Source organism: Mycolicibacterium sp. P4_G11, from assembly GCF_056555145.1.
This window is the reverse complement of sequence record NZ_JBFUJW010000001.1, coordinates 482,998-506,677: the sequence shown is the minus strand read 5'-3', so window position 1 is coordinate 506,677 and position 23,680 is coordinate 482,998. Positions and strand designations below refer to the sequence as shown.

At 68.2% G+C, this 23,680-nt stretch carries 26 protein-coding genes; 5 read left to right on the top strand and 21 right to left on the bottom strand.

The genetic code is table 11. From position 1 onward, the window contains the following. Nucleotides 1–58 precede the first annotated feature (58 nt). The 5 genes from AC1U2B_RS02435 to AC1U2B_RS02415 form a co-directional block, all read right to left on the bottom strand. Complete coding sequence (locus tag AC1U2B_RS02435) at nucleotides 59–715, bottom strand: TetR/AcrR family transcriptional regulator (protein WP_480215748.1); 657 nt, start codon at nucleotides 713–715, stop codon at nucleotides 59–61. A gap of 97 nt (nucleotides 716–812) precedes the next feature. After that, a complete protein-coding gene (locus AC1U2B_RS02430; RefSeq protein WP_480215533.1) occupies nucleotides 813–1,790 on the bottom strand; it encodes a DUF2804 domain-containing protein in 978 nt (325 codons plus the stop codon). A 6-nt stretch (nucleotides 1,791–1,796) separates the two neighbouring features. Then, complete coding sequence (truB, locus tag AC1U2B_RS02425; protein WP_480215532.1) at nucleotides 1,797–2,696, bottom strand: tRNA pseudouridine(55) synthase TruB; 900 nt, start codon at nucleotides 2,694–2,696, stop codon at nucleotides 1,797–1,799. Beyond that, complete coding sequence (pptT, locus tag AC1U2B_RS02420) at nucleotides 2,693–3,358, bottom strand: 4'-phosphopantetheinyl transferase PptT (protein ID WP_480215747.1); 666 nt, start codon at nucleotides 3,356–3,358, stop codon at nucleotides 2,693–2,695. Before pptT ends, truB begins: the two co-directional genes overlap by 4 nt. A gap of 31 nt (nucleotides 3,359–3,389) precedes the next feature. Continuing rightward, nucleotides 3,390–4,331, bottom strand: coding sequence for an ACP phosphodiesterase PptH (locus AC1U2B_RS02415; protein WP_043393728.1), 942 nt, complete (start codon nucleotides 4,329–4,331; stop codon nucleotides 3,390–3,392). Nucleotides 4,332–4,495: 164 nt separating this feature from the next. Between AC1U2B_RS02415 and AC1U2B_RS02410 the strand changes: the two genes are divergently transcribed. After that, on the top strand, nucleotides 4,496–5,077 hold the full coding sequence (locus AC1U2B_RS02410) for a DUF3558 domain-containing protein (protein ID WP_480215531.1): 582 nt from the start codon (nucleotides 4,496–4,498) through the stop codon (nucleotides 5,075–5,077). 31 nt (nucleotides 5,078–5,108) lie between these two features. Here the strand turns inward: AC1U2B_RS02410 and AC1U2B_RS02405 are convergent, their stop codons facing one another. The 3 genes from AC1U2B_RS02405 to AC1U2B_RS02395 are packed head-to-tail and all read right to left on the bottom strand — an operon-like array spanning nucleotide 5,109 to nucleotide 6,708. Beyond that, nucleotides 5,109–5,510, bottom strand: a complete 402-nt coding sequence (locus tag AC1U2B_RS02405; RefSeq protein WP_480215530.1) for a type II toxin-antitoxin system VapC family toxin — start codon at nucleotides 5,508–5,510, stop codon at nucleotides 5,109–5,111. Next, on the bottom strand, nucleotides 5,507–5,752 hold the full coding sequence (locus tag AC1U2B_RS02400) for a type II toxin-antitoxin system VapB family antitoxin (protein ID WP_480215529.1): 246 nt from the start codon (nucleotides 5,750–5,752) through the stop codon (nucleotides 5,507–5,509). Before AC1U2B_RS02400 ends, AC1U2B_RS02405 begins: the two co-directional genes overlap by 4 nt. 50 nt (nucleotides 5,753–5,802) lie before the next feature. Continuing rightward, nucleotides 5,803–6,708, bottom strand: a complete 906-nt coding sequence (locus tag AC1U2B_RS02395; RefSeq protein WP_480215528.1) for a hypothetical protein — start codon at nucleotides 6,706–6,708, stop codon at nucleotides 5,803–5,805. Between the two features lie 153 nt (nucleotides 6,709–6,861). Between AC1U2B_RS02395 and AC1U2B_RS02390 the strand changes: the two genes are divergently transcribed. Further along, nucleotides 6,862–8,505: a CocE/NonD family hydrolase gene (locus tag AC1U2B_RS02390; protein ID WP_480215527.1), complete on the top strand. Its 1,644-nt coding sequence runs from the start codon at nucleotides 6,862–6,864 to the stop codon at nucleotides 8,503–8,505. Here the strand turns inward: AC1U2B_RS02390 and AC1U2B_RS02385 are convergent. Together AC1U2B_RS02385 and AC1U2B_RS02380 are read right to left on the bottom strand one after the other, a co-directional pair. Then, on the bottom strand, nucleotides 8,494–9,042 hold the full coding sequence (locus AC1U2B_RS02385; RefSeq protein ID WP_480215526.1) for a DUF1802 family protein: 549 nt from the start codon (nucleotides 9,040–9,042) through the stop codon (nucleotides 8,494–8,496). The two genes, AC1U2B_RS02390 and AC1U2B_RS02385, sit on opposite strands and share 12 nt — an antisense overlap. After that, the gene (locus AC1U2B_RS02380; RefSeq protein WP_418002273.1) at nucleotides 9,039–9,305 is read right to left on the bottom strand and encodes a DUF2277 domain-containing protein; all 267 of its coding nucleotides are present in this window, start codon (nucleotides 9,303–9,305) and stop codon (nucleotides 9,039–9,041) included. The genes AC1U2B_RS02385 and AC1U2B_RS02380 overlap by 4 nt, the downstream gene beginning before the upstream one ends. Before the next feature lie 71 nt (nucleotides 9,306–9,376). On the opposite strand from AC1U2B_RS02380, the gene AC1U2B_RS02375 reads away from it, so the two are divergent. Beyond that, on the top strand, nucleotides 9,377–10,126 hold the full coding sequence (locus tag AC1U2B_RS02375; RefSeq protein WP_043393984.1) for an enoyl-CoA hydratase: 750 nt from the start codon (nucleotides 9,377–9,379) through the stop codon (nucleotides 10,124–10,126). A 53-nt stretch (nucleotides 10,127–10,179) separates the two neighbouring features. Here AC1U2B_RS02375 and AC1U2B_RS02370 read toward each other — a convergent pair whose 3' ends face one another. The 7 genes from AC1U2B_RS02370 to rimP all read right to left on the bottom strand — a co-directional run bounded on the left by AC1U2B_RS02370 (nucleotide 10,180) and on the right by rimP (nucleotide 18,022). Continuing rightward, a complete protein-coding gene (locus AC1U2B_RS02370) occupies nucleotides 10,180–11,496 on the bottom strand; it encodes an MATE family efflux transporter (protein WP_480215525.1) in 1,317 nt (438 codons plus the stop codon). 97 nt (nucleotides 11,497–11,593) lie between these two features. After that, a complete protein-coding gene (locus AC1U2B_RS02365; RefSeq protein ID WP_480215524.1) occupies nucleotides 11,594–12,595 on the bottom strand; it encodes a DHH family phosphoesterase in 1,002 nt (333 codons plus the stop codon). Continuing rightward, nucleotides 12,570–13,046: a 30S ribosome-binding factor RbfA gene (rbfA, locus tag AC1U2B_RS02360; protein WP_071285192.1), complete on the bottom strand. Its 477-nt coding sequence runs from the start codon at nucleotides 13,044–13,046 to the stop codon at nucleotides 12,570–12,572. The genes AC1U2B_RS02365 and rbfA overlap by 26 nt, the downstream gene beginning before the upstream one ends. A gap of 3 nt (nucleotides 13,047–13,049) precedes the next feature. Continuing rightward, nucleotides 13,050–15,899 (bottom strand): translation initiation factor IF-2, encoded by a 2,850-nt coding sequence (infB, locus tag AC1U2B_RS02355; RefSeq protein ID WP_197063759.1) that lies wholly within the window; start codon nucleotides 15,897–15,899, stop codon nucleotides 13,050–13,052. A gap of 133 nt (nucleotides 15,900–16,032) precedes the next feature. Beyond that, nucleotides 16,033–16,239: a DUF448 domain-containing protein gene (locus AC1U2B_RS02350; RefSeq protein ID WP_413784737.1), complete on the bottom strand. Its 207-nt coding sequence runs from the start codon at nucleotides 16,237–16,239 to the stop codon at nucleotides 16,033–16,035. A 167-nt stretch (nucleotides 16,240–16,406) separates the two neighbouring features. Beyond that, complete coding sequence (gene nusA / locus AC1U2B_RS02345) at nucleotides 16,407–17,471, bottom strand: transcription termination factor NusA (protein ID WP_260939556.1); 1,065 nt, start codon at nucleotides 17,469–17,471, stop codon at nucleotides 16,407–16,409. Next, on the bottom strand, nucleotides 17,468–18,022 hold the full coding sequence (gene rimP / locus AC1U2B_RS02340; protein ID WP_480215523.1) for a ribosome maturation factor RimP: 555 nt from the start codon (nucleotides 18,020–18,022) through the stop codon (nucleotides 17,468–17,470). The genes nusA and rimP overlap by 4 nt, the downstream gene beginning before the upstream one ends. 167 nt (nucleotides 18,023–18,189) lie before the next feature. Between rimP and AC1U2B_RS02335 the strand changes: the two genes are divergently transcribed. Next, entirely contained in the window at nucleotides 18,190–18,717 is a 528-nt protein-coding gene (locus tag AC1U2B_RS02335) for a hypothetical protein (protein WP_480215746.1), read from the top strand. After that, entirely contained in the window at nucleotides 18,714–19,181 is a 468-nt protein-coding gene (locus AC1U2B_RS02330; protein WP_480215522.1) for a ferritin-like domain-containing protein, read from the top strand. Before AC1U2B_RS02335 ends, AC1U2B_RS02330 begins: the two co-directional genes overlap by 4 nt. An 81-nt stretch (nucleotides 19,182–19,262) precedes the next feature. On the opposite strand, the gene AC1U2B_RS02325 is transcribed toward AC1U2B_RS02330, so the two are convergent. The 4 genes from AC1U2B_RS02325 to AC1U2B_RS02310 form a co-directional block, all read right to left on the bottom strand. Continuing rightward, nucleotides 19,263–21,008, bottom strand: a complete 1,746-nt coding sequence (locus AC1U2B_RS02325) for a proline--tRNA ligase (RefSeq protein WP_043393715.1) — start codon at nucleotides 21,006–21,008, stop codon at nucleotides 19,263–19,265. Between the two features lie 11 nt (nucleotides 21,009–21,019). Continuing rightward, nucleotides 21,020–21,676 (bottom strand): 4a-hydroxytetrahydrobiopterin dehydratase family protein, encoded by a 657-nt coding sequence (locus tag AC1U2B_RS02320; RefSeq protein ID WP_480215745.1) that lies wholly within the window; start codon nucleotides 21,674–21,676, stop codon nucleotides 21,020–21,022. Nucleotides 21,677–21,783: 107 nt separating this feature from the next. Next, entirely contained in the window at nucleotides 21,784–22,200 is a 417-nt protein-coding gene (locus tag AC1U2B_RS02315) for a hypothetical protein (protein WP_480215521.1), read from the bottom strand. A 58-nt stretch (nucleotides 22,201–22,258) separates the two neighbouring features. Further along, nucleotides 22,259–23,671 carry an alpha/beta hydrolase gene (locus AC1U2B_RS02310; RefSeq protein WP_480215520.1) on the bottom strand — a complete coding sequence of 471 codons (1,413 nt, stop codon included), beginning with the start codon at nucleotides 23,669–23,671 and terminating at the stop codon, nucleotides 22,259–22,261. Nucleotides 23,672–23,680: the final 9 nt, after the last annotated feature.

The window sequence follows — 23,680 nt, the reverse complement described above, 5'->3', positions numbered from 1 at the left end:
CCAAAACCCAGTTGAGTCAGGACTGATCAATTGCCCGTAACGACCCGAAAAAGACTGGTCAGGAAGAGATTTCGGCGTTGATGGGATTGCCGTCGAGGGCTTCGACAAACATGCCACGAAGCTGCTTACACACCCGGTTCCAGCGCTTCTTGGCCAATTTCGTATCCCGGTCCACAAAGCTCAACAGGAGAATTCCGCGCAGTGCATCCATGGCGGTGAACGCCAGGTCGCGCAGGTCTTTTTGCGCGGCGCGATCCGGAATCAGCTGCGCCAGCGCGCCGATCAGCGCACCGGTGACGATGGGTTCGACCCGCTCGACATGCTCGGCCAGCACCGGGTCGGTGCGCGCTGCCACCCAGAGTTCGAGCGTCGCAACAAGAATCGGCCCCTGGTGCGATTCCCAGAGATAGTCCAGCATCGTCGACACCGGATCGGGTTTGGCCGCCGTCCGCCCGAGATCGCGGACCGCGGCCTGGACCCGCTGCTCGGCCAGGTGCTCGACTGCAGCCGCCACCAGGTCTTCCTTCGAGCGGAAATGGTGGACCTGGGCGCCGCGCGTGACACCGGCGATCTCGGCAACCTTCTGCGTCGTGGTTCCGGAGTAACCGTAGGTGACCAGGCATTCGACCGTGGCATCCAGCAGCCGAGTTCGCATGGCGGCGGTGCGCTCGGCCTGCGTACGCCGCCTGGCCCGCCCGTCCACACCTGCTGTCACCACCGTTGCATGGTACGTCGTCACATTGCGAAATCTGGAGACATACCGTTCCAATCGGTATGTAAATCGCCCGCCCGACGTTACGTCGGACAGCGCCTCACCACACCAGGCTGACCTGCTCGGCCCAGCCCAGTAGGTGCTGGACCGCCACGGTCCGTCCATCGTCGGTGCGAATGCGTCCGTCGTAGTGGCCGAAGCACTGATGGGTGCCGGGTGACGGATTGCGGTCGTGGAACGGCGTGAAGACCAGGTCCACCTCATCGGAGCCGGGTGTGCGAATCGACCACGGCGCGAGGTAGTCGCCGTAGGTCCAGTCCAGCTCCGTGCCGATCTTGGTGAGTCGGCCGTCGACGCAGAGGGCGTTCTCGGTCATGCCCGTGCCGACCGTCCACTTGCCGCCCAGTTGCAGGCCGACGACGTGGCCGTCGGTGTGGCCGGACGCCGCGCCCCAGTTCCATCGGACCAGCGCCGGCCAGCGGCCCCGGCCGTGGTCGAGGACGCCCCAGCCTCCCGTGAAGTCGTAGTTCTGTTCCCCGAGGCGCACCGTGCCCGTCGCCGGTCGCGCGGTGTGCTTGGCGGTGTACTGGAATTTGCGGTCGCTCCACGGCACGACGACCCCGAGCGTCTCGTGCCCTGGCGGCAGGGCCACTGTCAGGTCACCGGTCAGCGGGCCATCAGCAGTGTTGCAGGAGAACTGGATTCGGGTGCCGTCGGGACCATCGCTGAGATCGATGGTTACCGCGCCGCGCGCGCCGCTCGGGCCGTCGCCGAGGCTCGTCGGCAATGTCACCCCGTGAGCCAGCGGCAGCACGCTGTTGCGGTTGAACTCGCGCCCTCCGTATTCGAGAAAGTAGATGTTGTTGACGCCGACGTAGTCGAGGCTGGAGACGGTCACCGCGACCAGATGCGTCGGCGTCGTGACGCACCAGTACTCCCACCGCTTGGTGCGGCCCCAGCCGCGTAAGTTGCAGCGGTGCAACGGCGTTCGAGTCCAACCCACGGCATCCGGGTTGAGTCGGCCCGACGACGAGCACAGGTCGACGGGCTCGGTGATCTCGCGCTCACGGGTGGCCATGCGCCGTTACAGTGTCGCCGGACGCAGCACCACGACGCTGCTGGTGCGTTTGGGCCCGTCCTCCAACAGGGCGATCACGCGGCCATCGGCAGCGGTCGCGGCGTAGGTGCCCTCGATGCCGGCCGGCGCGAGGGCCCGGCCATGGCGCGTGTCCTCGGTCTCGGCGTCGGTCAGGTCCCTGCGCGGGAACCCCAGCAGGCAAGCCGCATCCAGCGAGTAGCTCAATTCGGCGGCGTCGGTCAGCTGCTCCAACGTTCGCGCTTCGTCCAAGCCGTAGCGACCAACCTTGGTGCGCCGCAATGCCGTCAGGTGCCCGCCGACACCGAGCGTCGCGCCGACGTCACGGGCCAGCGCCCGGATGTAGGTGCCCGACGAGCAGTCCACGGTCACGTCGACGTCGACGAATTCCTCGACGCGCCGCACCGCGTCAACAGTGAACCGAGAGATCCGCACCCGGCGCGCCGCCAGTTCCGGCGCCTTGCCTTCACGCACCAGCTTGTACGCCCGCTCGCCGTCGACCTTGATGGCACTGACCGCCGACGGCACCTGATCGATCTCGCCGCGCAACGCCGCCACCGCGTCCTCGATCTGCTCGTCGGTCACCTGCGCGGCGGAAACCGTCTGCAGCACTTCACCTTCGGCGTCCTCGGTCGACGTGGTCTGACCGAGCCGGATGGTCGCGATGTACGTCTTGTCGGTGGCCGTCAGCAGGCCCAGGATCTTGGTGGCCCGCTCGATGCCCACCACCAGGACACCGGTGGCCATGGGATCGAGCGTGCCGGCATGCCCGACCTTGCGGGTGCCGAACAGCCGCCGGCACCGGCCGACGACGTCGTGGCTCGTCATACCGGCAGGCTTGTCGACGATCACCAAGCCGGGTGGTGGGGCGGGCTTCGACGCCTTCACAACGAGATCGCCGTCAGCACAAGCCCGTTCGACACGGTGAAACGCCCGGGCAGTTCGATCAGCGGTGGCCCGGATTCGGCTGCTGGGTCGATGAGTATCCGGGACAGGAACGTGCCCGCACTGCCCGTCGAATCCAGCGTGAAGGTGATGTGCGCGTCCTCGAATCCCAGCCATCGGTGCGTCAGCGGGAACCAGGCCTTGTACGTCGCCTCCTTGGCGCAGAACAGGATTCGGTCCCAGTGCAGGTCGCCCTCCAGCGTCCCGATGGCGCTCTGCTCTTCCGGCAACGCCACAGCGCCGAGCACGCCCTTGGGCAGCACCCCGTGCGGTTCGGCGTCGATGCCGACAGACCGCACCTGTGTGGACCGCGCCACCACCGCGCCGCGAAAGCCCTCGCAGTGCGTCAGGCTGCCGACGATCCCGTCGGGCCAGCACGGTTCGCCCTTCTCGCCCTTGAGGATGGGGACCGGGCCCACATCGAGCTTGCCCAATGCCTCACGGGCGCAATGCCGGACGGTGATGAACTCGTTGCGGCGCTTGGCCACCGACCGGGCGATCAGCGGCTCCTCCTCGGGCAGCGGCACGAGATCGACTGCGTCGAAATACCTCTCGGCAGTGGCCACCACGTCGGGCAGCACCTGAGTCAGCAGGGCGTCGCTCACAGTGCCGCCCGGTTCTTCGCGCAAGCGCTCATCACAGTCGCCTCGAATTGATTCGGTCCTGCATCTTCTGTGCGTGCTCCCGCATTTCTTGGGTGATCTCGAAGTGGCCACCGAAGTCGTTGAGGTAGCCAGGTGGGTACTGGGGGTCCGGCAGGATTTGGCGCATCCACCGGTAGGGCTTGCGGCGCCGCCACTCTCGCGGGTAACCGACGGAGACTTCCTCGAACCGCACCCCGTCGTAGTAGGTGGTGCGCGGGATGTGCAGGTGGCCGTACACCGAGCAGATGGCGTTGTAGCGGGTGTGCCAGTCCTTGGTCGCGGTGGTGCCGCACCACAGCGAGAACTCCGGATAGAACATGGCGTCGCAAGGTTCACGCACCAGCGGGAAGTGGTTGACCAGAACCGTCGACTCCATCCAGTCCAGGTCGTCGAGCTTCTTACGGGTGATGTTCAGCCGGTCCCGGCACCACGCGTCCCGAGTGGCGTAGGGCTCGCTCGAGAGCAGGAACTCGTCGGTGCCGACGACGTTGCGTTCCTTGGCCAGCGCCAGGCCCTCGGCCTTGGTCGCGGTGCCGGCCGGCAGGAAGCTGTAGTCGTACAGCAGGAACATCGGCACGATCGTCGCCGCGCCGCCCGGGCCGGTCCACACCGGGAACGGATGCTCGGGGGTGACGATGCCCATCTGGTCACACATGTCGACCAGGTAGTCGTAACGGGACTTCCCGAAGATCTGCATCGGATCCCTGGCGGTGGTCCACAGTTCGTGGTTGCCCGGCACCCAGATGACCTTGGCGAAGCGCTTGCGCAGCAGGTCCAGTGACCACCGGATGTCGTCTGTGCGCTCGGCGACGTCGCCGGCGACGATCAGCCAATCGTCCGGCGAGGCCGGGTGCAGCGATTCGGTGACCGGCTTGTTTCCGGTGTGCCCGATGTGCAGGTCACTGATTGCCCAAAGGGTCGGCTGGGTCGACACAAAAATCCAGGGTACTTGGGTGGTAGCAACCCCCGCTGTCGTGCCAACCGTCCCGCGCAGTGGGAGAAACTAGAACAGGTTCTCCCATCCAGTCCGGTGTGACCCAGGCGACTTGTAGACTCCCCGCAGTATTGCTCAGAGTTAAGAGGGGTGTCATGGCAGCGATGGCCAGAAAACTGCGTCTGGTGTCAGCGCTGTGTGCGCTCGCGATAGCCGGCGTGGTGGTCACACAGACCAACCCCGTGACGCCCACCGGCGGCGACGCCGTCGAGCTGCGGTCCACTTCCGCTCCGATGAGCGTGACCAGCAGCATCAAGTCGCCCATCATCTCCACCACGAACCCGAGCCCGTTCGATCCGTGCGATCAGATCCCGCTCGACGCCATCAACGCCATGGGCCTTGGCTTCACCCCGCCCGACCATGAAGACGGCCTGCGTTGCCACTACGACGCCGGTAACTACCAAATGGCAGTCGAGCCCATTGTCTGGCGGACGTACGAGCAGACGCTGCCGGCCGACGCCGTCGAGCTGAACATCGGCGGCCACCGTGCCGCGCAGTACTGGATCATGAAGCCGACCGACTGGAATGACCGCTGGTGGGTGACCTGCATGATCACCTTCAAGACCAGCTACGGCCTGATCAACCAGTCGATGTTCTACTCGCCGATCGAGTCGCCGGACCGGCCGGACTGCCTGCAGACCAACCTGCAGCGCGCCAACCAGCTGGTGCCGTTCTACAAATTCTGATCGCGAGACGTCGGGCCGTGTGTAGCCACACCTAGCTGGACTCGAGTGCTGATCGGACACCCGTGTGCCCGAAGTCATCGCCCTTCCACAACAATGGCTCGCGACGGTCGATCGCCAGCGCATAAGCGAAGCAGTCACCGAAGTTGAGGCCCGCGGGGTGGCCACTGCCTTTCCCGAAGTCGCGATAGGCCTGGCGGGCCAAAAGCGCCTGACGCTCCGTGACCGGCTCGATGATGACCCCTGCGGTGCCCAGTAGCTCGTCCAGCTTGGAACTCAGCACAGGGTCTCGGTCCCGGTCCACGATGATGCCGCATTCAACGTAATTTCCGGCCGAGAGCCTTCGGGGCGCACCGGCCACGATCGCACGCGAGTACACGGCCGCGTCGTTCTCGTCGCGCAGGATGGCGATGATTGATGACGTATCGATGATCATCTGGGAAGTCCCAGTTCGTCATACAACAACTCCCCGTGGTCGATGAGCATTGTTTCCTGACTCATTCGACTGGCCGCGTCCCGGCCGATCGCCAGCAAGCGTTCGGCTAGATCATCGGCTTGCAGTCGTCGGAGTCGGTCGTTCACCGCTGCCGCCACGGCCTGCGCCTGCGACTCGCCGGTGATCCTCGCGATCTCCTTCACCGCCTCATGGACGGCCGGGTCTTTGATGTTCAGGGCCATGATTGGTACCTTTCTACCTCTTTGATGGTACCAATGAGCCAACACGACGGTCATGCCGTATTCGCCCGGCGCGGCCGCGCCCGGTCGTACGCTGCCGCAAACCGAGCCCATTGCGCCCCGCTCGGAGGGACAGCAGCGTAGCTGCGGTCCGTGCCACACGCCCTCTGGTGCAACCAATTCAGGACTTCGTCGAAATCTGCGTCCTCCAGCGCAGGGAGTCGCAGCATGCCCCCACACGCGGCGAGTTGCTCCTCGTAGCGGTCCTCCCAGCATTCGGTCCGCCAACCGCTCCACAATTTCGGCAGTGCCCGGAACACACCCATGACGTCGGCGGTGTTCCATACCCCGACCGCATTTCGCGGCACATCGATGTGCACTCCCCCTTCGGGGATCTTGTCGAGGCGCAGTTGCTGGACGCCTTCGCTAGGCAACTTGTCGAGCAGTGCCGGCCCGTGCCATGCCTTGCTGTCGCCCCACCACAACGGCCACATCCGCAATACCCCCACCTCATCAACGACGGAAACCAAGTGACACAAGGCGTTTCGCGATCTCGCCAGCTTTGGCGCAGAGAGGACATCTAGTGGCGGCAGGTCAAACTTCTTCCCGACGTAGCCGCCAATTTCGGCGGTGCCGTCATAGGCGTAGCGGATCTCATAGCCCGGCCACAGCTCGGCGAGCGCCGCCAGGATGGTGCGCCGGAACGGCATGTCCACCATGAGGTTGTCACCGAAGAAGACAACCCGCCGCCGATCGAAGTCGAAGACCGCACCACCGTCGCACCACAGCGGATCAGTCCACCAGTCGTGGGACTGCCGCCGCCCCAGCGATTCCAGGAATTGCAAGGCCAGGTCCGGCCCGCCGATTAGTAGGTCCACCATGCGGCAGCCCTCGCAATGCGAGTAAACGTACTGCCACTCTTGATCTTTCACGACAACAATGTTCGCTCGATTGCCCATCGAACAACCCCCAGCTCGTTGGGTGCGGACATGTGCCGCACCAGTTGCGTCCGGTCTACTCCGAGGGTCTGACAGATTTTTCGGTGCGCGCCGCCAGAGTCGGACACCATCGCGGCCGTCACGGTCCCCAGCAAGTCGGTACCCTTCGAAAACGTGAGCTCCCGAATCGCCCGTCTCGGCTCCCGGTTGCTGAGCCGCGTCCTCGACGTCCCGCCTCCGACGACGGACTACACCGTCAGCCGCGTCATCACCCCGATGCGTGACGGCGTCGACCTGGTCGGCAGCCACTACGCCCCCACCGGAACCGCCAAGGGCACCCTGCTGGTGCGGTGCCCCTACGGCCGCGGCTTCCCGTTCGGCCCGGTCTTCGGCGCGACGTACGCCCGCCGCGGCTACCACGTACTGCTGCAGAGCGTGCGCGGCACGTTCGGCTCCGGCGGCGACTTCGAACCGATGGTCAACGAGATCGCCGACGCCGTGGACACCGCCGCCTGGCTGCGGGACCAGCCGTGGTTCACCGGGTCGTTCGCCACGATGGGGTTGTCGTACCTGGGCTTCACCCAGTGGGCGCTGCTCACCGATCCCCCACCTGAGCTGAAGGCCGCGATCATCACCGTCGGCCCTCATGACTTCGCCGAATCAACCTGGGGCACAGGCGCATTCACGCTCGACAACTTCCTGGGCTGGAGCGACATGATGGCCCACCAGGAAGACGCGCGGTTGGCCGTCGGGGTCCGGCAATTCCGGGCACCGCGCCTGATCTCCCGCACCCACGGCCACGCGCCGGCCGGCGCCGCCGGACGTCAGCTGCTGGGTTCCGGAGCGACCTGGTACGAATCGTGGCTGAGCCACCCCGACGGCACCGATCCGTTCTGGGAGAACATGGCCCTCGCCGACACTCTCGACAAGGTCGACGTGCCGGTGCTGCTGATCGGCGGCTGGCAGGACCTGTTCCTCGAGCAGACCCTGGCCCAGTTTCAGCACCTGCACCAGCGTGGCGTGCCCACCGCAGTCACCATCGGGTCGTGGACCCACAGCCAGGTGATGACCCGCGGCGGCGCCATGGTGCTGCGCGAATCACTGGCCTGGCTCGACACCCATCTGACCGAGAAAACCCCCGCCCCTGAACGCCCCGCGGTGCGGGTCGAGGTCAACGGGCAGGGCTGGCTGGCCATGCCGGACTGGCCACCGGTCGCCACCGAACTCGAGTTGCACCTGCAGCCCGCGCATCGCCTCGGTGCCACCGCGCCCGCCGACACCGCGCCGCCGTCGCGATTCACGTTCGATCCCGCCGCGCCGACCCCCACGCTCGGCGGCCGGCTGCTGTCGTCGGCAGCGGGCTATCAGGAGGATTCCGCGCTGAGCCGGCGGCCCGACGTCGTCGACTTCACCGGTGAACCGCTGGCCGAGGACCTGTACCTGATCGGCAACCCGGTGATCGAACTGGCGCTGTCGTGCGACAACCCGAACCGGGATATCTTCGTCCGGCTCAGTGAGGTCGACGCACAAGGCAAGTCCCGCAACGTCAGCGACGGATTCCGCAGACTCGCAACACCTTTGGGTGAGCCTGAGACACTGCGGCTCGAGCTCGACGCCGTCGCGCACCGCATCCCGGCCGGGTCCCGGCTGCGAGTGATGGTCGCGGGCGGTTGCCACCCCCGGTACGACCGCAACCTCGGCACCGGCGAGCCAGTCGTCTCCGGTGAGCGCATGGTCCCGGCGACCCACACGGTGCATCACGGCGCGGGCGGACTGTCCCGGCTGCTGCTGCCGAAGGTGGCGCTGTCAGCCGACTGAGTCACGCACCCGTTGCGCGATGGCGGCCAGCGACGCGTCGTCGTACACCGACGGGCCCCACTCGGGAGTGACGGGCACGTCCACCCAGCTGCGGCAGCCCGCGTAGTCGGGGGTGCGGGGCAACCGAATTGGCGCCACAAGGGGTTTCGCCTGCACCACCAGCACCGTCAGCCGGTGCCGGGGCCGGAAATCCAGCCGGTCGTTCTGTACGGATTCAGCAGTCCAGATGTGCAGATCGGCGATGGCGTCCAGGTGCTCCGGGTGCTCTACCGCCACGGCGGCAACGACTTTCGCGCCGCCGCGCAGCAGGATGTCGGTATCGGTGCTGTCCCCCGCCGCCCGGTCCAGCAGGTCGCTGAACTCGGGCCGGACCCGTGCCGCGTGGCTGTGCTCGACCGTCGGGAAGAACACGAACTCCGGCGCCGATACCTCGAATCGCTTCTCCCCGATGCCGCCCTTGCGCAGCAGTACCGTCTGACGGCCGTCGAGCAGGGCCTGCACCGCCGCGCCCCACTCCTTGAGCGCGGGCGAATTCACTTGGCGGCCAACCTCGCTTGCACCTCGGGCCGCCGCAGCGGCGGCACCGTCTTGGGTGGCTGCCGACGGGCCGGCAGCTGGCTCAGCAGTTTCTCGGTGACGGCCGTGACCTCGGCGACCGCCGCTTCGAAGGCGTCGACGTTGGCGGCGGTGGGTCGGGTGATTCCGCTGACCTTGCGGATGTACTGACGCGCGGCGGCCTCGATCTCCTCGGCCGTGGCGGCCGGTTCCAGGCCACGCAGTTCGGTGATGTTGCGGCACATGGCCTCCACGATAAGCCCGTTCGGGCCGCAAGTTACGGTGTCGGTGGGTGACCGCCAAGCAAGGAGCCAACGTGACCGACGTTCTACTCATCGACACCACCGACCGGGTACGCACCCTGACGCTGAACCGGCCCAAGTCCCGGAACGCGCTGTCCTACGAGCTTCGCGATGCCTTCTATGGCGCGCTGCGCCAGGCCGAGGCCGATCCCGATGTCGACGTGGTGATCCTGACCGGCGCGGATCCGGTGTTCTGCGCCGGCCTCGACCTCAAGGAGCTCGGCGAGGGCGCGGACCTGCCGGACATCTCGCCGAAGTGGCCGAACATGACCAAACCCGTGATCGGCGCCATCAACGGCGCGGCCGTCACCGGTGGCCTGGAGCTGGCGCTGTACTGCGACATCCTGATCGCCTCGGAGAACGCCAAATTCGCCGACACCCACGCCCGCGTCGGGCTGCTGCCGACCTGGGGCCTGAGTGTGCGACTGCCGCAGAAGGCCGGCATCGGACTGGCCCGCCGGATGAGCTTGACCGGCGACTACCTGTCGGCTGCTGAGGCACTGCGGGCCGGGCTGGTCACCGAGGTGGTGCCGCACGACGAGCTGCTCCCGACCGCGCGCCGCGTCGCGGCCTCGATCGTCGGCAACAACCAGAACGCCGTGCGCGCGCTGCTGGATTCGTACCACCGCATCGACGGCTCGCAGACCGACGCCGGGCTGTGGATCGAAGCCGCATCGGCCCGCAAGTGGATGGACTCCTCCAGCGGCAACGACATCGCCGCCAACCGCGACGCCGTCATGCAGCGCGGCCGCACTCAGGTCTAAACCGCCGAAGGTGAAGTAGATCGCGAAGAATCTCAAGATCCTCGCGATCTACTTCACGTTGGGCTGGACTCGTACAGCCAACGGCCGGACAGGGCACGCCAGCCGACGAAGACCAGCCGCAGCACCAGGAAGGTGCTCAGCCCGGACCAGATGCCAGCCAGGCCCCAGCCGAAGGCCAGCGACAACCAGATCAGTGGCAGGAAGCCGACGAGCCCGCTGATCAGCGTGGCGTTGCGCATGAACTTCGCGTCGCCGGCGCCCAGCAGCACCCCGTCGAGCGCGAAAACGATTCCGGCGATGGGCAATTGGGCCACCATGAACCACCACGGAACGCCGATCTGAGCCCGCACGGCGTGGTCGGCGGTGAACACTGCGGGCAGCACGCCGGAGCCCAGCGCGAACACCGCAGCCAGCACCGCCGCGGCGGCTGCCGAATACACCGTCACGCGCCACGCCACCGTCTTGGCGTGACCCGGCTCCCCCGCCCCGAGAGCCGCGCCGACCAGCGACTGTGCCGCGATCGCCAACGAATCCAGTACCAGTGCAAGGAAATTCCACAGCTGCAGCACCACCTGATGCGCGGCGACGGCAGCCGCACCGAACCGGGCTGCGACCGCACCCGCGGACAGGAAGCACACCTGGAAGGCCAGGGACCGCAGCACGAGATCGCGACCCATGGTCAGTTGAGCGCGCAGCACGTCGGGCCGTAGCCGCAGCGAAACCCGTTCGGACAGCAGCGCATACCCGAACAACGCCGCGGCGATCCACTGCCCGATCAGGTTCGCCACCGCCGAGCCCGTCAGGCCGAGCCGCGGAAACCCGAGCCATCCGAAGACCAGCAGCGGACAGAGCACCGCTGAAATACCCACGCCGACAAGCACATACCGCAGTGGCCGGACCGTGTCCTGCACGCCGCGCAGCCAGCCGTTGCCGGCCAGAGACATCAGGATGGCCGGTACGGCCAGGATCGCGATGCGCAACCACGGCAGAGCCGTTTCGGCGATGCCGCCACCAGAGCCGGCAATGGCCGTCAGCAATACCGGCGCCAGCGCCTCCACCACAACCACGATGAGCACGCCGAGGGCCAGTGCCAGCCACGTGGCCTGAACACCCTCCCCGACCGCACCGGCGCGGTCACCCGCACCGAAGCTGCGGGCCGAACGCGACGTCGTGCCGTACGACAGGAATGTCAGCTGCGAACCGACCAGGCTCAGGATCAGCCCGCCCACCGCCAGGCCGGCCAGCGGCAGCGCGCCCAACCGGCCCACCACGGCGGTGTCCAGCAGGAGATAGATCGGCTCGGCGGCAAGCACCCCGAGCGCTGGAAAGGCCAGCCCCGCGATGCGCCGACCGGTGACCCCGGTGGTCATGACGCGCACACCCGTCGGCCGTGAGAGGCACATGAATGCACGCCAAACACGGCATGTCGCCGTACAAACACGGCCGCTCGCGGGGAGAGGGACAGCACTAACTCAGTGCGGCGATGAGGGCCGCGACGACGTCGTCGGCAGTTCCGGTCGGTGAGTAGCCTGCCGCGAATCGGTGGCCGCCGCCGCCGAACGAACTGGCCAGCACCGACACGTCGACCTCGGTCTTGGCGCGCAGGGACACCGACCAGCCGCCGGGCTCGATCTCTTTGAGCACCGCGGCCACTTCGGCCTCGGATGTGGTCCGCACGATGTCGACGATGCTCTCGACCTCTTCCGACCGCGCACCCGCGTACTCCTGGTGTGGCACAACGGCATACACCAGGCCCTTGCCGCCAGCGGCATCAGGGACGAGGCACGCCGACGACAGCACCCGGGACAGCATGGGCAGCCACGAATACGGATGGGTGTCCAGGAGCGCACGACTGATCGCGGCGTTGTCGACGCCGATGTCGAGCAGTCGCGCCGCGAGCCGGTACGCACGGGCACTGGCCCAGCGGAACGAACCCGTGTCGGTGGTCAGCCCGGCGTACAGGCAGTGCGCCACCGGCAGTTCGATCGGCTTGCCCCAGGCGTCCAGCAGCTCGGCCACCAGCATGGTGGTCGAATCTGCTGACGGGTCAACGTAATTCGCGGAGCCGAACAGCCGGTTCGAGGCGTGGTGATCGATCACCAGCACCTGCCGCCCGGGATCCGCCAGCTTGGCCAACGACCCCAGCCGGTTCACACTCGGGATGTCAACGGTGACCACCAGGTCGGCATCGGTGCGCATCTGGTCCGGCGGCACCAAGAGGTGCCCGCCGGGCAGGGTCTGCAACGAGTCCGGCACCGCCGCGGGTGCGGCGAAGCCGACCTGCACGTCTTTGCCACACTCGTTGAGGACCAATGCGAGCGCGAGGCCCGCCCCGATGGTGTCGGCGTCGGGGTACACGTGGGCGACCACGCTGACGCTGTCGACCGCACCGAGTAGATCGGCCGCACCGCGCGCGTCAACCCGCGCGCCCTGCGGCCGAATCTCAGTCGTCGGTTCGATCGCCGTCACCTACGTCCTCGGAATCGCTCTCCCCCACCACACGGTACGGATCGGCATCACCGGCGTGCGTGGCACCCTCGCGGATCCGCGCCACATCCTCGTCGGCGGCACGGGCCCGGGCCAGCAGCTCCTCCATTTTCAGAGCCGCATCGGGCACGGTGTCGCGCTCGAAAGTCAGTGTCGGGGTGAAGCGAACTCCGGTCCCCGCACCGACTCTCGTGCGCAACGCACCCTTGGCCTTCTCCAGGGCAGCCGCGACGCCGGCATAGTCCGGCTCCTCGTCGAGGCTGGTCCCGATGACGGTGTAGTACAGCGTGGCGTCGTGCAGATCACCGGTCATCTTGGCATCGGTGATCGTCACGCCGTCGAGCCGCGGATCCTTGATCTCGTACTCGATCGCCGAAGCGACGATCGTCGAGATGCGCTTGGCCAATCGCTTGGCGCGTGCTGGATCGGCCATCGCTTACGTACGAGCCTTCTCGACGAGTTCGTACGTCTCGATGACGTCGCCTTCCTTGATGTCGTTGTAGGTCAGCGTCAGACCGCATTCGTAACCTTCGCGCACCTCGGTGGCGTCGTCCTTCTCACGCTTGAGCGAGGACACCGTGAGGTTCTCGGCGATGACGATGTTGTCGCGCAGCAGGCGGGCCTTGGCGTTACGCCGCATGAGGCCCGACTGCACGAGGCAACCAGCGATGTTGCCGATCTTCGACGACCGGAAGATGGCGCGGATCTCGGCGCGGCCGAGCTCCTTCTCCTCGTAGACCGGCTTGAGCATGCCCTTGAGCGCGCTCTCGATCTCGTCGATGGCCTGGTAGATCACCGAGTAGTACCGGATCTCGACACCCTCGCGGTTCGCCAGCTCGGTCGCCTTGCCTTCGGCACGGACGTTGAAGCCGATGATGATCGCGTCCGAGGCCGAAGCCAGGTTGACGTTCGTCTCGGTGACGCCACCGACACCGCGGTCGATGACGCGCAGTTCCACCTCGTCGTCGATCTGGATGCCCATCAAGGCCTCCTCGAGCGCCTCGACGGTGCCCGAGTTGTCGCCCTTGAGGATCAGGTTCAGCTGGCTGGTTTCCTTCAGCGCCGAATCCAGGTCTTCCAGGCTGATGCGCTTGCGCGAACGTGCGGCCAGCGCGTTGCGCTTGCGCGCGCTGCGCCGGTCGGCGATCTGGCGGGCGATGCGGTCCTCGTCGACGACCAGCAGGTTGTCGCCGGCGCCGGGCACCGAGGTGAAGCCGATCACCTGGACCGGACGTGACGGCAGCGCCTCGTGGACGTCCTCACCGTGCTCGTCGACCATGCGACGGACGCGGCCGTAGGCGTCACCGGCGACGATCGAGTCACCGACCCGCAGCGTGCCGCGCTGGATCAGCACCGTGGCGACCGGACCGCGACCGCGGTCCAGGTGCGCCTCGATCGCCACACCCTGGGCTTCCATGTCGGGGTTGGCCCGCAGGTCAAGCGAGGCATCCGCGGTCAGCAGCACTGCTTCGAGCAGACCGTCGATGTTGGTGCCCTGCTTGGCCGAGATGTCCACGAACATGGTGTCGCCGCCGTACTCCTCGGCCACCAGGTTGTACTCGGTCAGCTGCGCCCGGATCTTCTGCGGATCCGCGCCTTCCTTGTCGATCTTGTTGACCGCCACCACGATCGGCACATCAGCGGCCTGAGCGTGGTTGATGGCCTCCACCGTCTGCGGCATGACGCCGTCGTCGGCGGCGACCACCAGGATCGCGATGTCGGTGGCCTTGGCACCACGGGCACGCATGGCGGTGAACGCCTCGTGACCCGGGGTGTCGATGAACGTCACCAGACGCTCGTTGCCATCCAGCTCGGTCAGCACCTGGTAGGCGCCGATGTGCTGGGTGATGCCGCCGGCTTCGCCCTCGCGGACGTTCGCCTTACGGATGGTGTCCAGCAGTCGGGTCTTACCGTGGTCGACGTGGCCCATGACGGTGACCACAGGCGGCCGGCTGGCCAGGTCGTCCTCGTCGCCGGCGTCCTCGCCGTAGGTGAGGTCGAACGACTCGAGCAGCTCGCGGTCCTCGTCCTCCGGGGACACGACCTGCACGACGTAGTTCATCTCGCCGCCCAGCAGCTCGAGGGTCTCATCGCCCACCGACTGGGTGGCGGTGACCATCTCGCCCAGGTTGAACAGCGCCTGCACCAGCGAAGCCGGGTTGGCGTTGATCTTCTCGGCGAAGTCGCTCAGCGACGCGCCGCGAGCGAGGCGGATGACCTCGCCGTTGCCGTGCGGCAACCGCACGCCACCGACGATCGGGGCCTGCATGTTCTCGTATTCGGCGCGTTTCGCGCGCTTCGACTTACGGCCACGACGGGGCGCGCCACCGGGACGCCCGAAGGCACCCGCGGCACCGCCGCGCTGACCGGGACGACCGCCGCCACCACCGGGGCCACCGCCACCGGGAGCGCCGCCGCCACCGGGGCGACCACGGAAGCCACCAGCAGCACCTGCGCCGGCACCAGCACCACCGCCGGCGCCACCGCCGCGGTAGTTACCGCCGCCACCGGCACCGCCGGGACGAGGGCCGCCTGCGCCGCCACCCGGACGGGGACCGCCACCGGGGCGCGGACCGCCCGGACGACCGACGGCACCCGGACGGGCACCCGGCGGACGCGGAGGCATGTTGCCCGGCGTGACACCGGGACGCGGGCCGCCACCCGGACGGGGGCCACCGGCGCCGGGGCCCGGACGCGGTCCACCGGGACCGGCCTGCGGACGCGGTGCCGGCCGGTCGACCGGCTGCTGGGAAGAGAAGGGGTTGTTGCCGACGCGCGGAGCCCGCGGGGCCGGCTTGGGTGCACCGGGTCGCGGACCCGGAGTGGCACCCGGGGTGGCCGGACGCGGCTGGGCCGGAGCCGCCGAAGCGGCGGGCGCTGCCGGCTCCGGCGCGGCCGGTGCCTGGGGCTGCGGAACAGCAGGCTTGGGCGCACCGGGCTTGGGTCCACCGGCGGCGGGTGCCGACGGTGCGACGACCTCTGCTGCCGGAGCTGCGGCCGGCGCTGCCGGTGCAGGTGCGGCGGGAGCCGCGACGGGTGCCGGCTTGGGTGCGCCGGGCTTCGGGCCACCCGACGGCCGGGCGGCCGCAGGCGCGGCCGGTGCCTCGGACTTGGCGGGCTTGCCGCCGCCGAACGCCTCACGCAACCGGCGTGCGACGGGCGCCTCCACAGTGGAGGACGCAGATTTGACGAATTCGCCCTGTTCGCTCAGCCGAGCGAGTACTTCCTTGCTGGTCACACCGAGTTCTTTGGCCAACTCGTGTACGCGTGCCTTACCTGCTGCCACTTCTCTCCTCATCGTGAGGCGTCAGCGGTAGTAGGCCGCGCCTCGGTTTAGCTATGACGCATGGTCATCGGGACTTCACGGTGTGCTCATGTTCTTCGCTACCTGTTCTGGTTGCTGTGGTGTTCAGGGCCCATCAGGCCGGTATGGCACTGAAGAACTCTTCGACCGCAGAGGTGTCCGGCGAACCGGTGATGCGCAACGCTCGGGCGAATGCTCGCCGCCGAACTGCCGCGTCGAGGCACTGCTGAACGGGGTGCAACCACGCACCCCGACCCGGCAGGTTACCCGCTGAATCGACCGAGACGGCGCATTTACCGTCCCCGTCGCGTACAGCTGCCACTCGAAGCAAGTCGACGGCCAGCTCTCGTTTCCGGCAGCCGATGCAGGTACGCACCGGGGCTGTCGGAGTCTCGCGCTGGATCACAGTGCAGTCTACCGTCTCGGGGCCCTTGAACTTCAATCGCGGTCGCGGCCCCGACACGCCGCCGGTAACTGCGGGTTCTCGCCTCAGCGGTCGCGGCCACCACCATGGCCTGCCGACCGGCCGCCGGCGTCCGCCTCCCGACCCCCCGCCGGCGCACCCGCACCGTCGGCGTCGCTGCGGATGTCGATACGCCAACCGGTGAGCCGCGCCGCCAGACGCGCGTTCTGGCCCTCCTTGCCGATCGCCAGCGACAGCTGGAAATCGGGCACCACGACCCGCGCCGCGCGCTGCAACTCGTCGATCACCGTCACCGACACGACCTTGGCCGGCGACAGGGCGTTGGCGACGAACTTCGCCGGGTCCTCGTCGTAGTCGATGATGTCGATCTTCTCGCCCGAGAGCTCGCTCATCACGTTGCGCACGCGCTGACCCATCGGTCCGATGCAGGCGCCCTTGGCGTTCAGCCCCGGCACCCGCGACGCGACGGCGATCTTGGACCGGTGTCCGGCCTCACGTGCGACGGCGACGATCTCCACCGACTCGTCGGCGATCTCGGGGACCTCCAGCGAGAAGAGCTTGCGCACCAGGTTCGGGTGGGTCCGCGACAGCGTGATGACGGGTTCGCGGGCGCCGCGGGCCACCCCGACGACGTAGCAGCGCACCCGGTCGCCGTGGACGTAGGTCTCCCCCGGCACCTGCTCGGCGGCCGGGATCACGCCCTCGGAGCCCTTGGCCTCGGTGCCGACCCGGACCACCACGAGGCCGCGGGCGTTGGCCCGGGCGTCGCGCTGGATCACGCCGGCGACGATGTCGCCCTCGCGGGCCGAGAACTCGCCGTAGTTCTTCTCGTTCTCGGCGTCGCGCAGCCGCTGCAGGATGACCTGCCGCGCGGTGGTCGCCGCGATCCGGCCGAATCCCTCTGGGGTGTCGTCCCACTCGTGGATGACGGTCCCGTCGGTGTCGGTCTGACGCGCGATCACCCGCACGATGCCCGACTTGCGGTCGATGTCGATGTACGCGTCGGGCTCGTGCCCTTCGGTGTGGCGGTAGGCAGTCAGCAGCGCCGTCTTGATGGTGTCGACGACGACGTCGACCGTGATTCCCTTGTCCGCCTCGATGGCATGTAGTGCCGCCATGTCGATGTTCATCCCTCGGCCCCCTCTCCGGTCATACCCGCCAGCTCCAGTTCCCGGCGATTGGGTGGTGAAAATTCAACCTGTACAACAGCTTTCGTAATATCCGCGAGCTCGACGGTGGTCACCGACAGCACGCCACGGTTGGCGACGACCAGTTGGATCGCGCTGCCGTCGTGCTCGCCCAGCCGGCCCGTCAGCGACTTGCCGTCGGCCAGGGTCAGCTCGACCTTGCGACCACGGGCGCGGCGGTAGTGCCGCTCCGCGGTCAGCGGACGCTCCACTCCGGGCGAGGTGACCTCCAGCACATAGGGCTCGGAATCGGCGGTCACCTGGTCCAGCAGCTCGGCTGCGACGCGCGACAGGTCGGCGACCGCATCCAGGTCCAGACCCGAGTCACCGTCGGCCACCACGACGATCCGCGGGGGGCGTGCGGCGGCGTCCACCCGCACGTCCTCGATGTCGTATCCGGCGTCCGCGAAAGCACTGCTGAGCAGCTCAAGCACCTGGCCTGTGGTCGGTAACCGACTGGGTAGCAGCGGTTGTTCCGGCGTGTCCCGGGCCACGGCGAGCTCCTCATCTTGAGTTGTGCGGACAGGGCCCCAGAAGGGTGAACCCGGTACCAACGATACGCCAGCAGCGCATGGCCGAATGGCAATCGCGGCTGCGGCGCCGGAGAACATCCAGCCGGACGGTGCCGGGCAGCCGGTATCGGCAATGGCAGGATGTGGCTGTGCCGCACACCGAAACCACCGTCAGCCGACGGCGTGTCCTGCTGGGCACGGCCGCACTGGCGCTGCTCGGCGGCGCAGTGTCGGCTTGCGGATCGGCACCGCAGCGCGATCCCGCCCTGGACATCCTGAACGCCGAGCTCGACCGGGCCCGCAAGGACAGTCAGCTGGCCACTTCCGCCACCACCGGCGTGCCGCCCCAGGTGGCTGCGGCGCTGACGGCTGTCGCGGCACTGCGGGACGCGCATGCCCGGGCACTGGCCGACGAACTCACCCGGATGGGTAGCCCGCCGCCGGCCGCACCGTCGTCCACCACCGAGACGTCGGCGACCCCGGCCGCGACCACCGGCGCCACGCCTCCACCGGCGCCCCCGACACCGCAGGAAGTCGTTGCGGCGCTGGAACAGGCGGCTGACAGCACGGGCCGTGCCGCGGCCGGTCAATCCGGTTACCGCGCCGGGTTGCTGGCCTCGATCGCCGCCGCCTGCACCGCGGCACACACCGTCACGCTCGCCGGGCAGGCGCCATGACCAGCCCGCAACCCACCCCCACTCGGCCCGGCAGCCCCGCCGACGCCGCGCTGTACGACGCGGTCGCGGCCGAGCACGGCACCATCTACGGCTACGGCCTGGTGTCGGCGCACACCACACCGGACGTCAATGATCTGGTCGCCCAGGCCATGGCCCAGCATCGGGCGAACCGCGAAGCCGCCATCACCGCACTGGCTGGACGATCGGTGCCGGCGCCACTGCCCGCCGCGGGTTATCAGCTCCCGATCGATGCCAACAACCCCGGCGACGCGGCCAAGCTGGCCCTGCAGATGGAAGAGGAGACCGCCGTCGCCTGGCGCGCGGTAGCCGAGCAGGCCACCACCACCGAAGACCGGACCCTGGCCGTCAAGGCCCTCACCGACAGCGCGGTGCTGGCCGCACGGTGGCGCGCGGTGCTCGGGGTGACGCCGGCCGTCGTGGCATTCCCCGGCGGCACCGAGTAGTCCACTCACTGCGCCGAGTGGCCAGTTATCGCACGGCTTTTCCGCAGAACGCGTGCAACAACTGGCCGTTCGGCGGTCGGGCTATCCGGCCAGTGCTGCCGTGATCGCGGCCGCGGCGCCGTCTGCCGGAACCTCGGTCTTCTCGCCGGTGTGCCGGTTCCGCAGCTCGACGGTGCCGTCGGCCCAGCCGCGGCCGACCACGACGATCCACGGCACACCCAGCAGCTCGGCGTCCTTGAACTTCACGCCCGGCGAGGCGGTGCGGTCGTCGAACAGCACGTCGAGGCCGAGCCGGTCGAGTTGGCCGGCCAGCTCGGTCGCGCCGGTGCGGGCTTCGGCGTCCTTGTTCGCGATGACCACGTGCACGTCAAAAGGCGCGACGGAACTCGGCCAGCGCAGCCCGAGCTCGTCGTGGTGCTGTTCGGCGATCACCGCGACCATGCGCGACACCCCGATGCCGTAGGAGCCCATGGTCAGCCGCACCGGCTTGCCGTTCTCGCCGAGCACGTCGGCGCTGAACGCGTCGGTGTACTTGCGGCCCAGCTGGAAGACGTGCCCGATCTCGATGCCGCGGGCCGACACCAGCGGCCCGGCACCGTCGGGTGACGGGTCGCCGTCGCGGACGTCGGCGGCCTCGATGGTGCCGTCGGCCACGAAGTCACGGCCCGCGACCATTCCGACGATGTGCTTGTTCGGCGCGTCGGCGCCGGTGATCCACGACGAGCCGTCGACGATCCGCGGGTCGACCAGGAAGCGAATGCCGTTGTCCAACAAGGCTTTCGGACCAACATAGCCCTTCACCAGGAACGGGTTGGCGGCGAAATCGGCGTCATCGAGCAGCGCGTACTCCGCGGGCTCGAGCGCCGCGCCGAGGCGCTTCTCGTCGATCTCGCGGTCACCCGGCACACCGATGCCGAGCAGTTCCCACTCGCCACCCGGCTGACGCACCTTCAGCAGCACGTTCTTCAAGGTGTCGGCGGCGGTGATCTCGCGGCCCAGACCGGCCGTGTTGGCCCAGTCCACCAGGGTGGCGATGGTCGGGGCGTCGGGAGTGTCGTGCACGACGGCCGCGGGCTGGCCGTCGATCGGCAGCGACTCGGGCACCGCGGTGACGACAGCTTCGACGTTGGCCGCGTAGCCGGACTGCACGCAACGCACGAAGGTGTCCTCGCCGACCTCGCTCTCGGCCAGGAACTCCTCGGAGGCACTGCCGCCCATGGCGCCCGACACCGCGGACACGATGACGTACTTGACCGCCAGCCGGTCGAAGATGCGCTGGTAGGCCTCGCGGTGCGCCTCGTAGGCGTCCTTGAGTCCACTGTCGTCGATGTCGAACGAGTACGAGTCCTTCATGATGAACTCGCGGCCGCGCAGGATGCCGGCGCGGGGACGCGCCTCGTCGCGGTACTTGGTCTGGATTTGGTACAGCCGCAGCGGGAAGTCCTTGTACGACGAGTACTCACCCTTGACCGTCAGGGTGAACATCTCCTCGTGGGTGGGTCCCAGCAGGTAGTCGTTCTTGCGGCGGTCCTGCAGACGGAACAGGTTGTCGCCGTACTCGGTCCATCGATCCGTGGTCTCGTAGGGCGCCCGCGGCAGCAGCGCCGGGAACAGAATCTCCTGGGCGCCGATGGCGTTCATCTCACTGCGGACGACGGCCTCGATCTTGCGCAGCACCTTCAGGCCGAGCGGCAGCCAGCTGTACAGGCCGGGCGCGATCGGGCGGACGTAGCCGGCCCGGATCAGCAGCTTGTGGCTCGGCACTTCGGCGTCGGCGGGGTCGTCGCGCAGGGTGCGCAGGAACAGCTCGGACATGCGGGTGATCACGGGAGGCCAGCCTAGTCGCGGCCCTGCCAGGTACAGACACACACCTCATTGCCTTCGGCGTCGGCGAGCACCCAGAAAGCGGGGGCCGCCCCGACACTGAGCAGCACACCGCCCGCGGCCAGCGCCGCCGCGATCCGCGCCGGGGCCTCGTCGTGCGGAACGTCGACGTCGAGATGGATCCGGTTGCGCTGCGGCCGCGGGACGTCCATCTGCTGGAACCACAGGGCCGGGCCGCGACCGGTCGGGTCGACGAGTCCCCCGCTCAGATCCGACGGACCCGCTTCGTCCACATAGCCGGTGACGGCCTGCCAGAACGGGCGGACCGCGGGGATGTCGAGGGCATCGATCGCGATCTCGAGGGCCTGCACCGATACCCCGCCCGGCGTGGTCGTTTCGCCGCGCGCGGCAAGGCACTCCGAGATGCGCCGCGCCAGCGCGATGTCGTGCTCCGTGACGCCCTCGGCCGAGCGCACTCGCAGCACGACGCGGTCGGCACGTACATCGATGGTCAAGTGCCCCTGCGACTCTGAGCCGGTTTCCTCGGCCACCGCCGCCGCCAGCGCCGCGGCAGCTGCCAGGCCGGACGTCAGCACCTCGGCGTACACCGCACCCAGCACCAAACGCCAGCCCAGCGGACTCACCGCATCGGAAATCTCTTGGCGCAGCATCATGATTCGGTCCCCGCGACCACGTCGCACCCCCTGGCAGTCATGCCTCCTGCATAGCACTGCGGTGCCGGGTGCCGGTCAGATTCGCGCGCTGTCGGCGGTCACTCTCAGAGCAGCGCCTGGTTCACCACGCGCTCGTAGGCACTCTTGTCCGCCGCGGTGACCGACGGGCCGAACTGCACCACGATGTTCATCGCCTCGAAGGTGCTCGGCGTGGCGCCGGAGTAGCTCGCGGCGGCGCCCGTGGTGGAGAACACCAGCACCGTGACCGTGTCCGTCTCGATGGCCTCGATGCATCTGATGTCTGGACATTTCTGCTTGGCCACGTCCCGCGGGTTGGGCACGGCCAGGCCCGCCGCGCCCATGTCCTTCACCACTTCCGCAGCGGTGACGGTGTTGAGCATCGGGGCCCCCGACAGCGCACCTGCCTGTGGGCCGGGAGCCGGTGGCCGCTGGCACGCGGTGACCGCAGTGGCGGCCAGCACAGTCGCGATGAGCATCGTCCGAGCGCCAGTAGCCGTCATACGCCATGTGTAGCAGCGGAACCTGGAGCCCCGACCACCGGGCGAGGATGACGACCGGCTAGAGCCTCGGAGCGGCGTGCGGGCCGGCCGCAGTCGTCGGGCCCGGGGTGTCGGGCCTCGCCGGCGTGCCGGGCGCACTCCCAGCCTTCGGCGTCCCGATCTTCCCCGCGACCCACGGCAGCGAATCAGCGAATGACTCGTTGGCGAAGCCCCAGTCGTGCAGTCCGAGGAGTGCCCGAACCTCGGCGTTGATCCCGTGCTGCTGGGCAATCTCGCAGAGAGTGCCCGCGGCGATGTCCTGGCCCTCGGGGTTCGCACGGGCATCACGCGGGACGCCGGGGCCGGGTGCATTGCACGCGGCGGCGGTGCCAGGGATCTCGAACAGGCCGGAGATGCCGTGGTAGCGGCCGTACTGTCGCATCACGGTGCTCGGATCGAACTCAGCCCATTTGGCTGCGTCGCCGCCATACAGCCGCGCGATGGTCTGGTCCTTGGTGCCGATGTTCGGGCTCAGATCGCCGGCGATGTCGACGAACGCGCTGAAAAGGTTGGGATGGCGCGTGGTCAGCTGCACCGCGCAGGTGCCGCCCATCGACCAGCCGACGATGCCCCAGTTCTCAGGCTTGGGGCTGACGCCGAAGTTCGAGATCAGGTAGGGCACCACCTCTTTGGTCAGGTGGACCGACGAGTTGCCGTGGCTGCCGTTGACGCATTCGGTGTCGTTGTTGAACGAACCGGTGGCGTCGGCGAAGACGAACACCGGCGCCTCACCGCCGTGCGCCGCCGCGTAGTTGTCGATCGTCGCCTTGGCGTTGCCCGCCCAGATCCAATCCGCCGGGGTGTTCAGCTGCGAGCCGATCATCATGACCGTCGGCAGCGGCGGAGGCGGATTGCTGGCGAACCACGCGGGCGGCAGGTAGACGAGTTCGGCGCGGTGCGTGAAATTCGATTCTTGCGAGCTGGTCGAGACCGGCACCATCACCCCGCGCGGCGGCCGGATGCCCTTGAGCTGCATGGCCGTCACCGTCCAGCGGTCGACCTCGTCGGGCACCTTGCCGACGGTGAACTTATGCCACGCCACGTACGCCGTCGGGAAGTAGCCGACCCACAGATTCAGCATCAGCAGCGCGCAGACGACGCACAGCGGCACGGCCACCAAGGCCATTCCGCGGCGCCGCCAGTGGGACCCGCGCCAGCCGAGGATGAGGACCGTGGCGGCGAACCCGCCGAGCGCCGTCCAGATCCACAGCCCCACCGGCGCCGGGTCACCGGCGATACCGAGCGAGGTGATGTACCAGTACAGGGCGCCGGCGGACGCGGCGCCGACGGCCAAGGCCACGGGCAGACGCCTGACGCGCCATTGCGGAGACCGTCGCCCGACCGCGCAGCACAGTGCCGCGAAAGTCAGCAGCTGGATGGTGAAAGGCAGCCACCCATGCGTCAGCGACGCATGGGTGACGAACGAAGGCACGCCGAAATT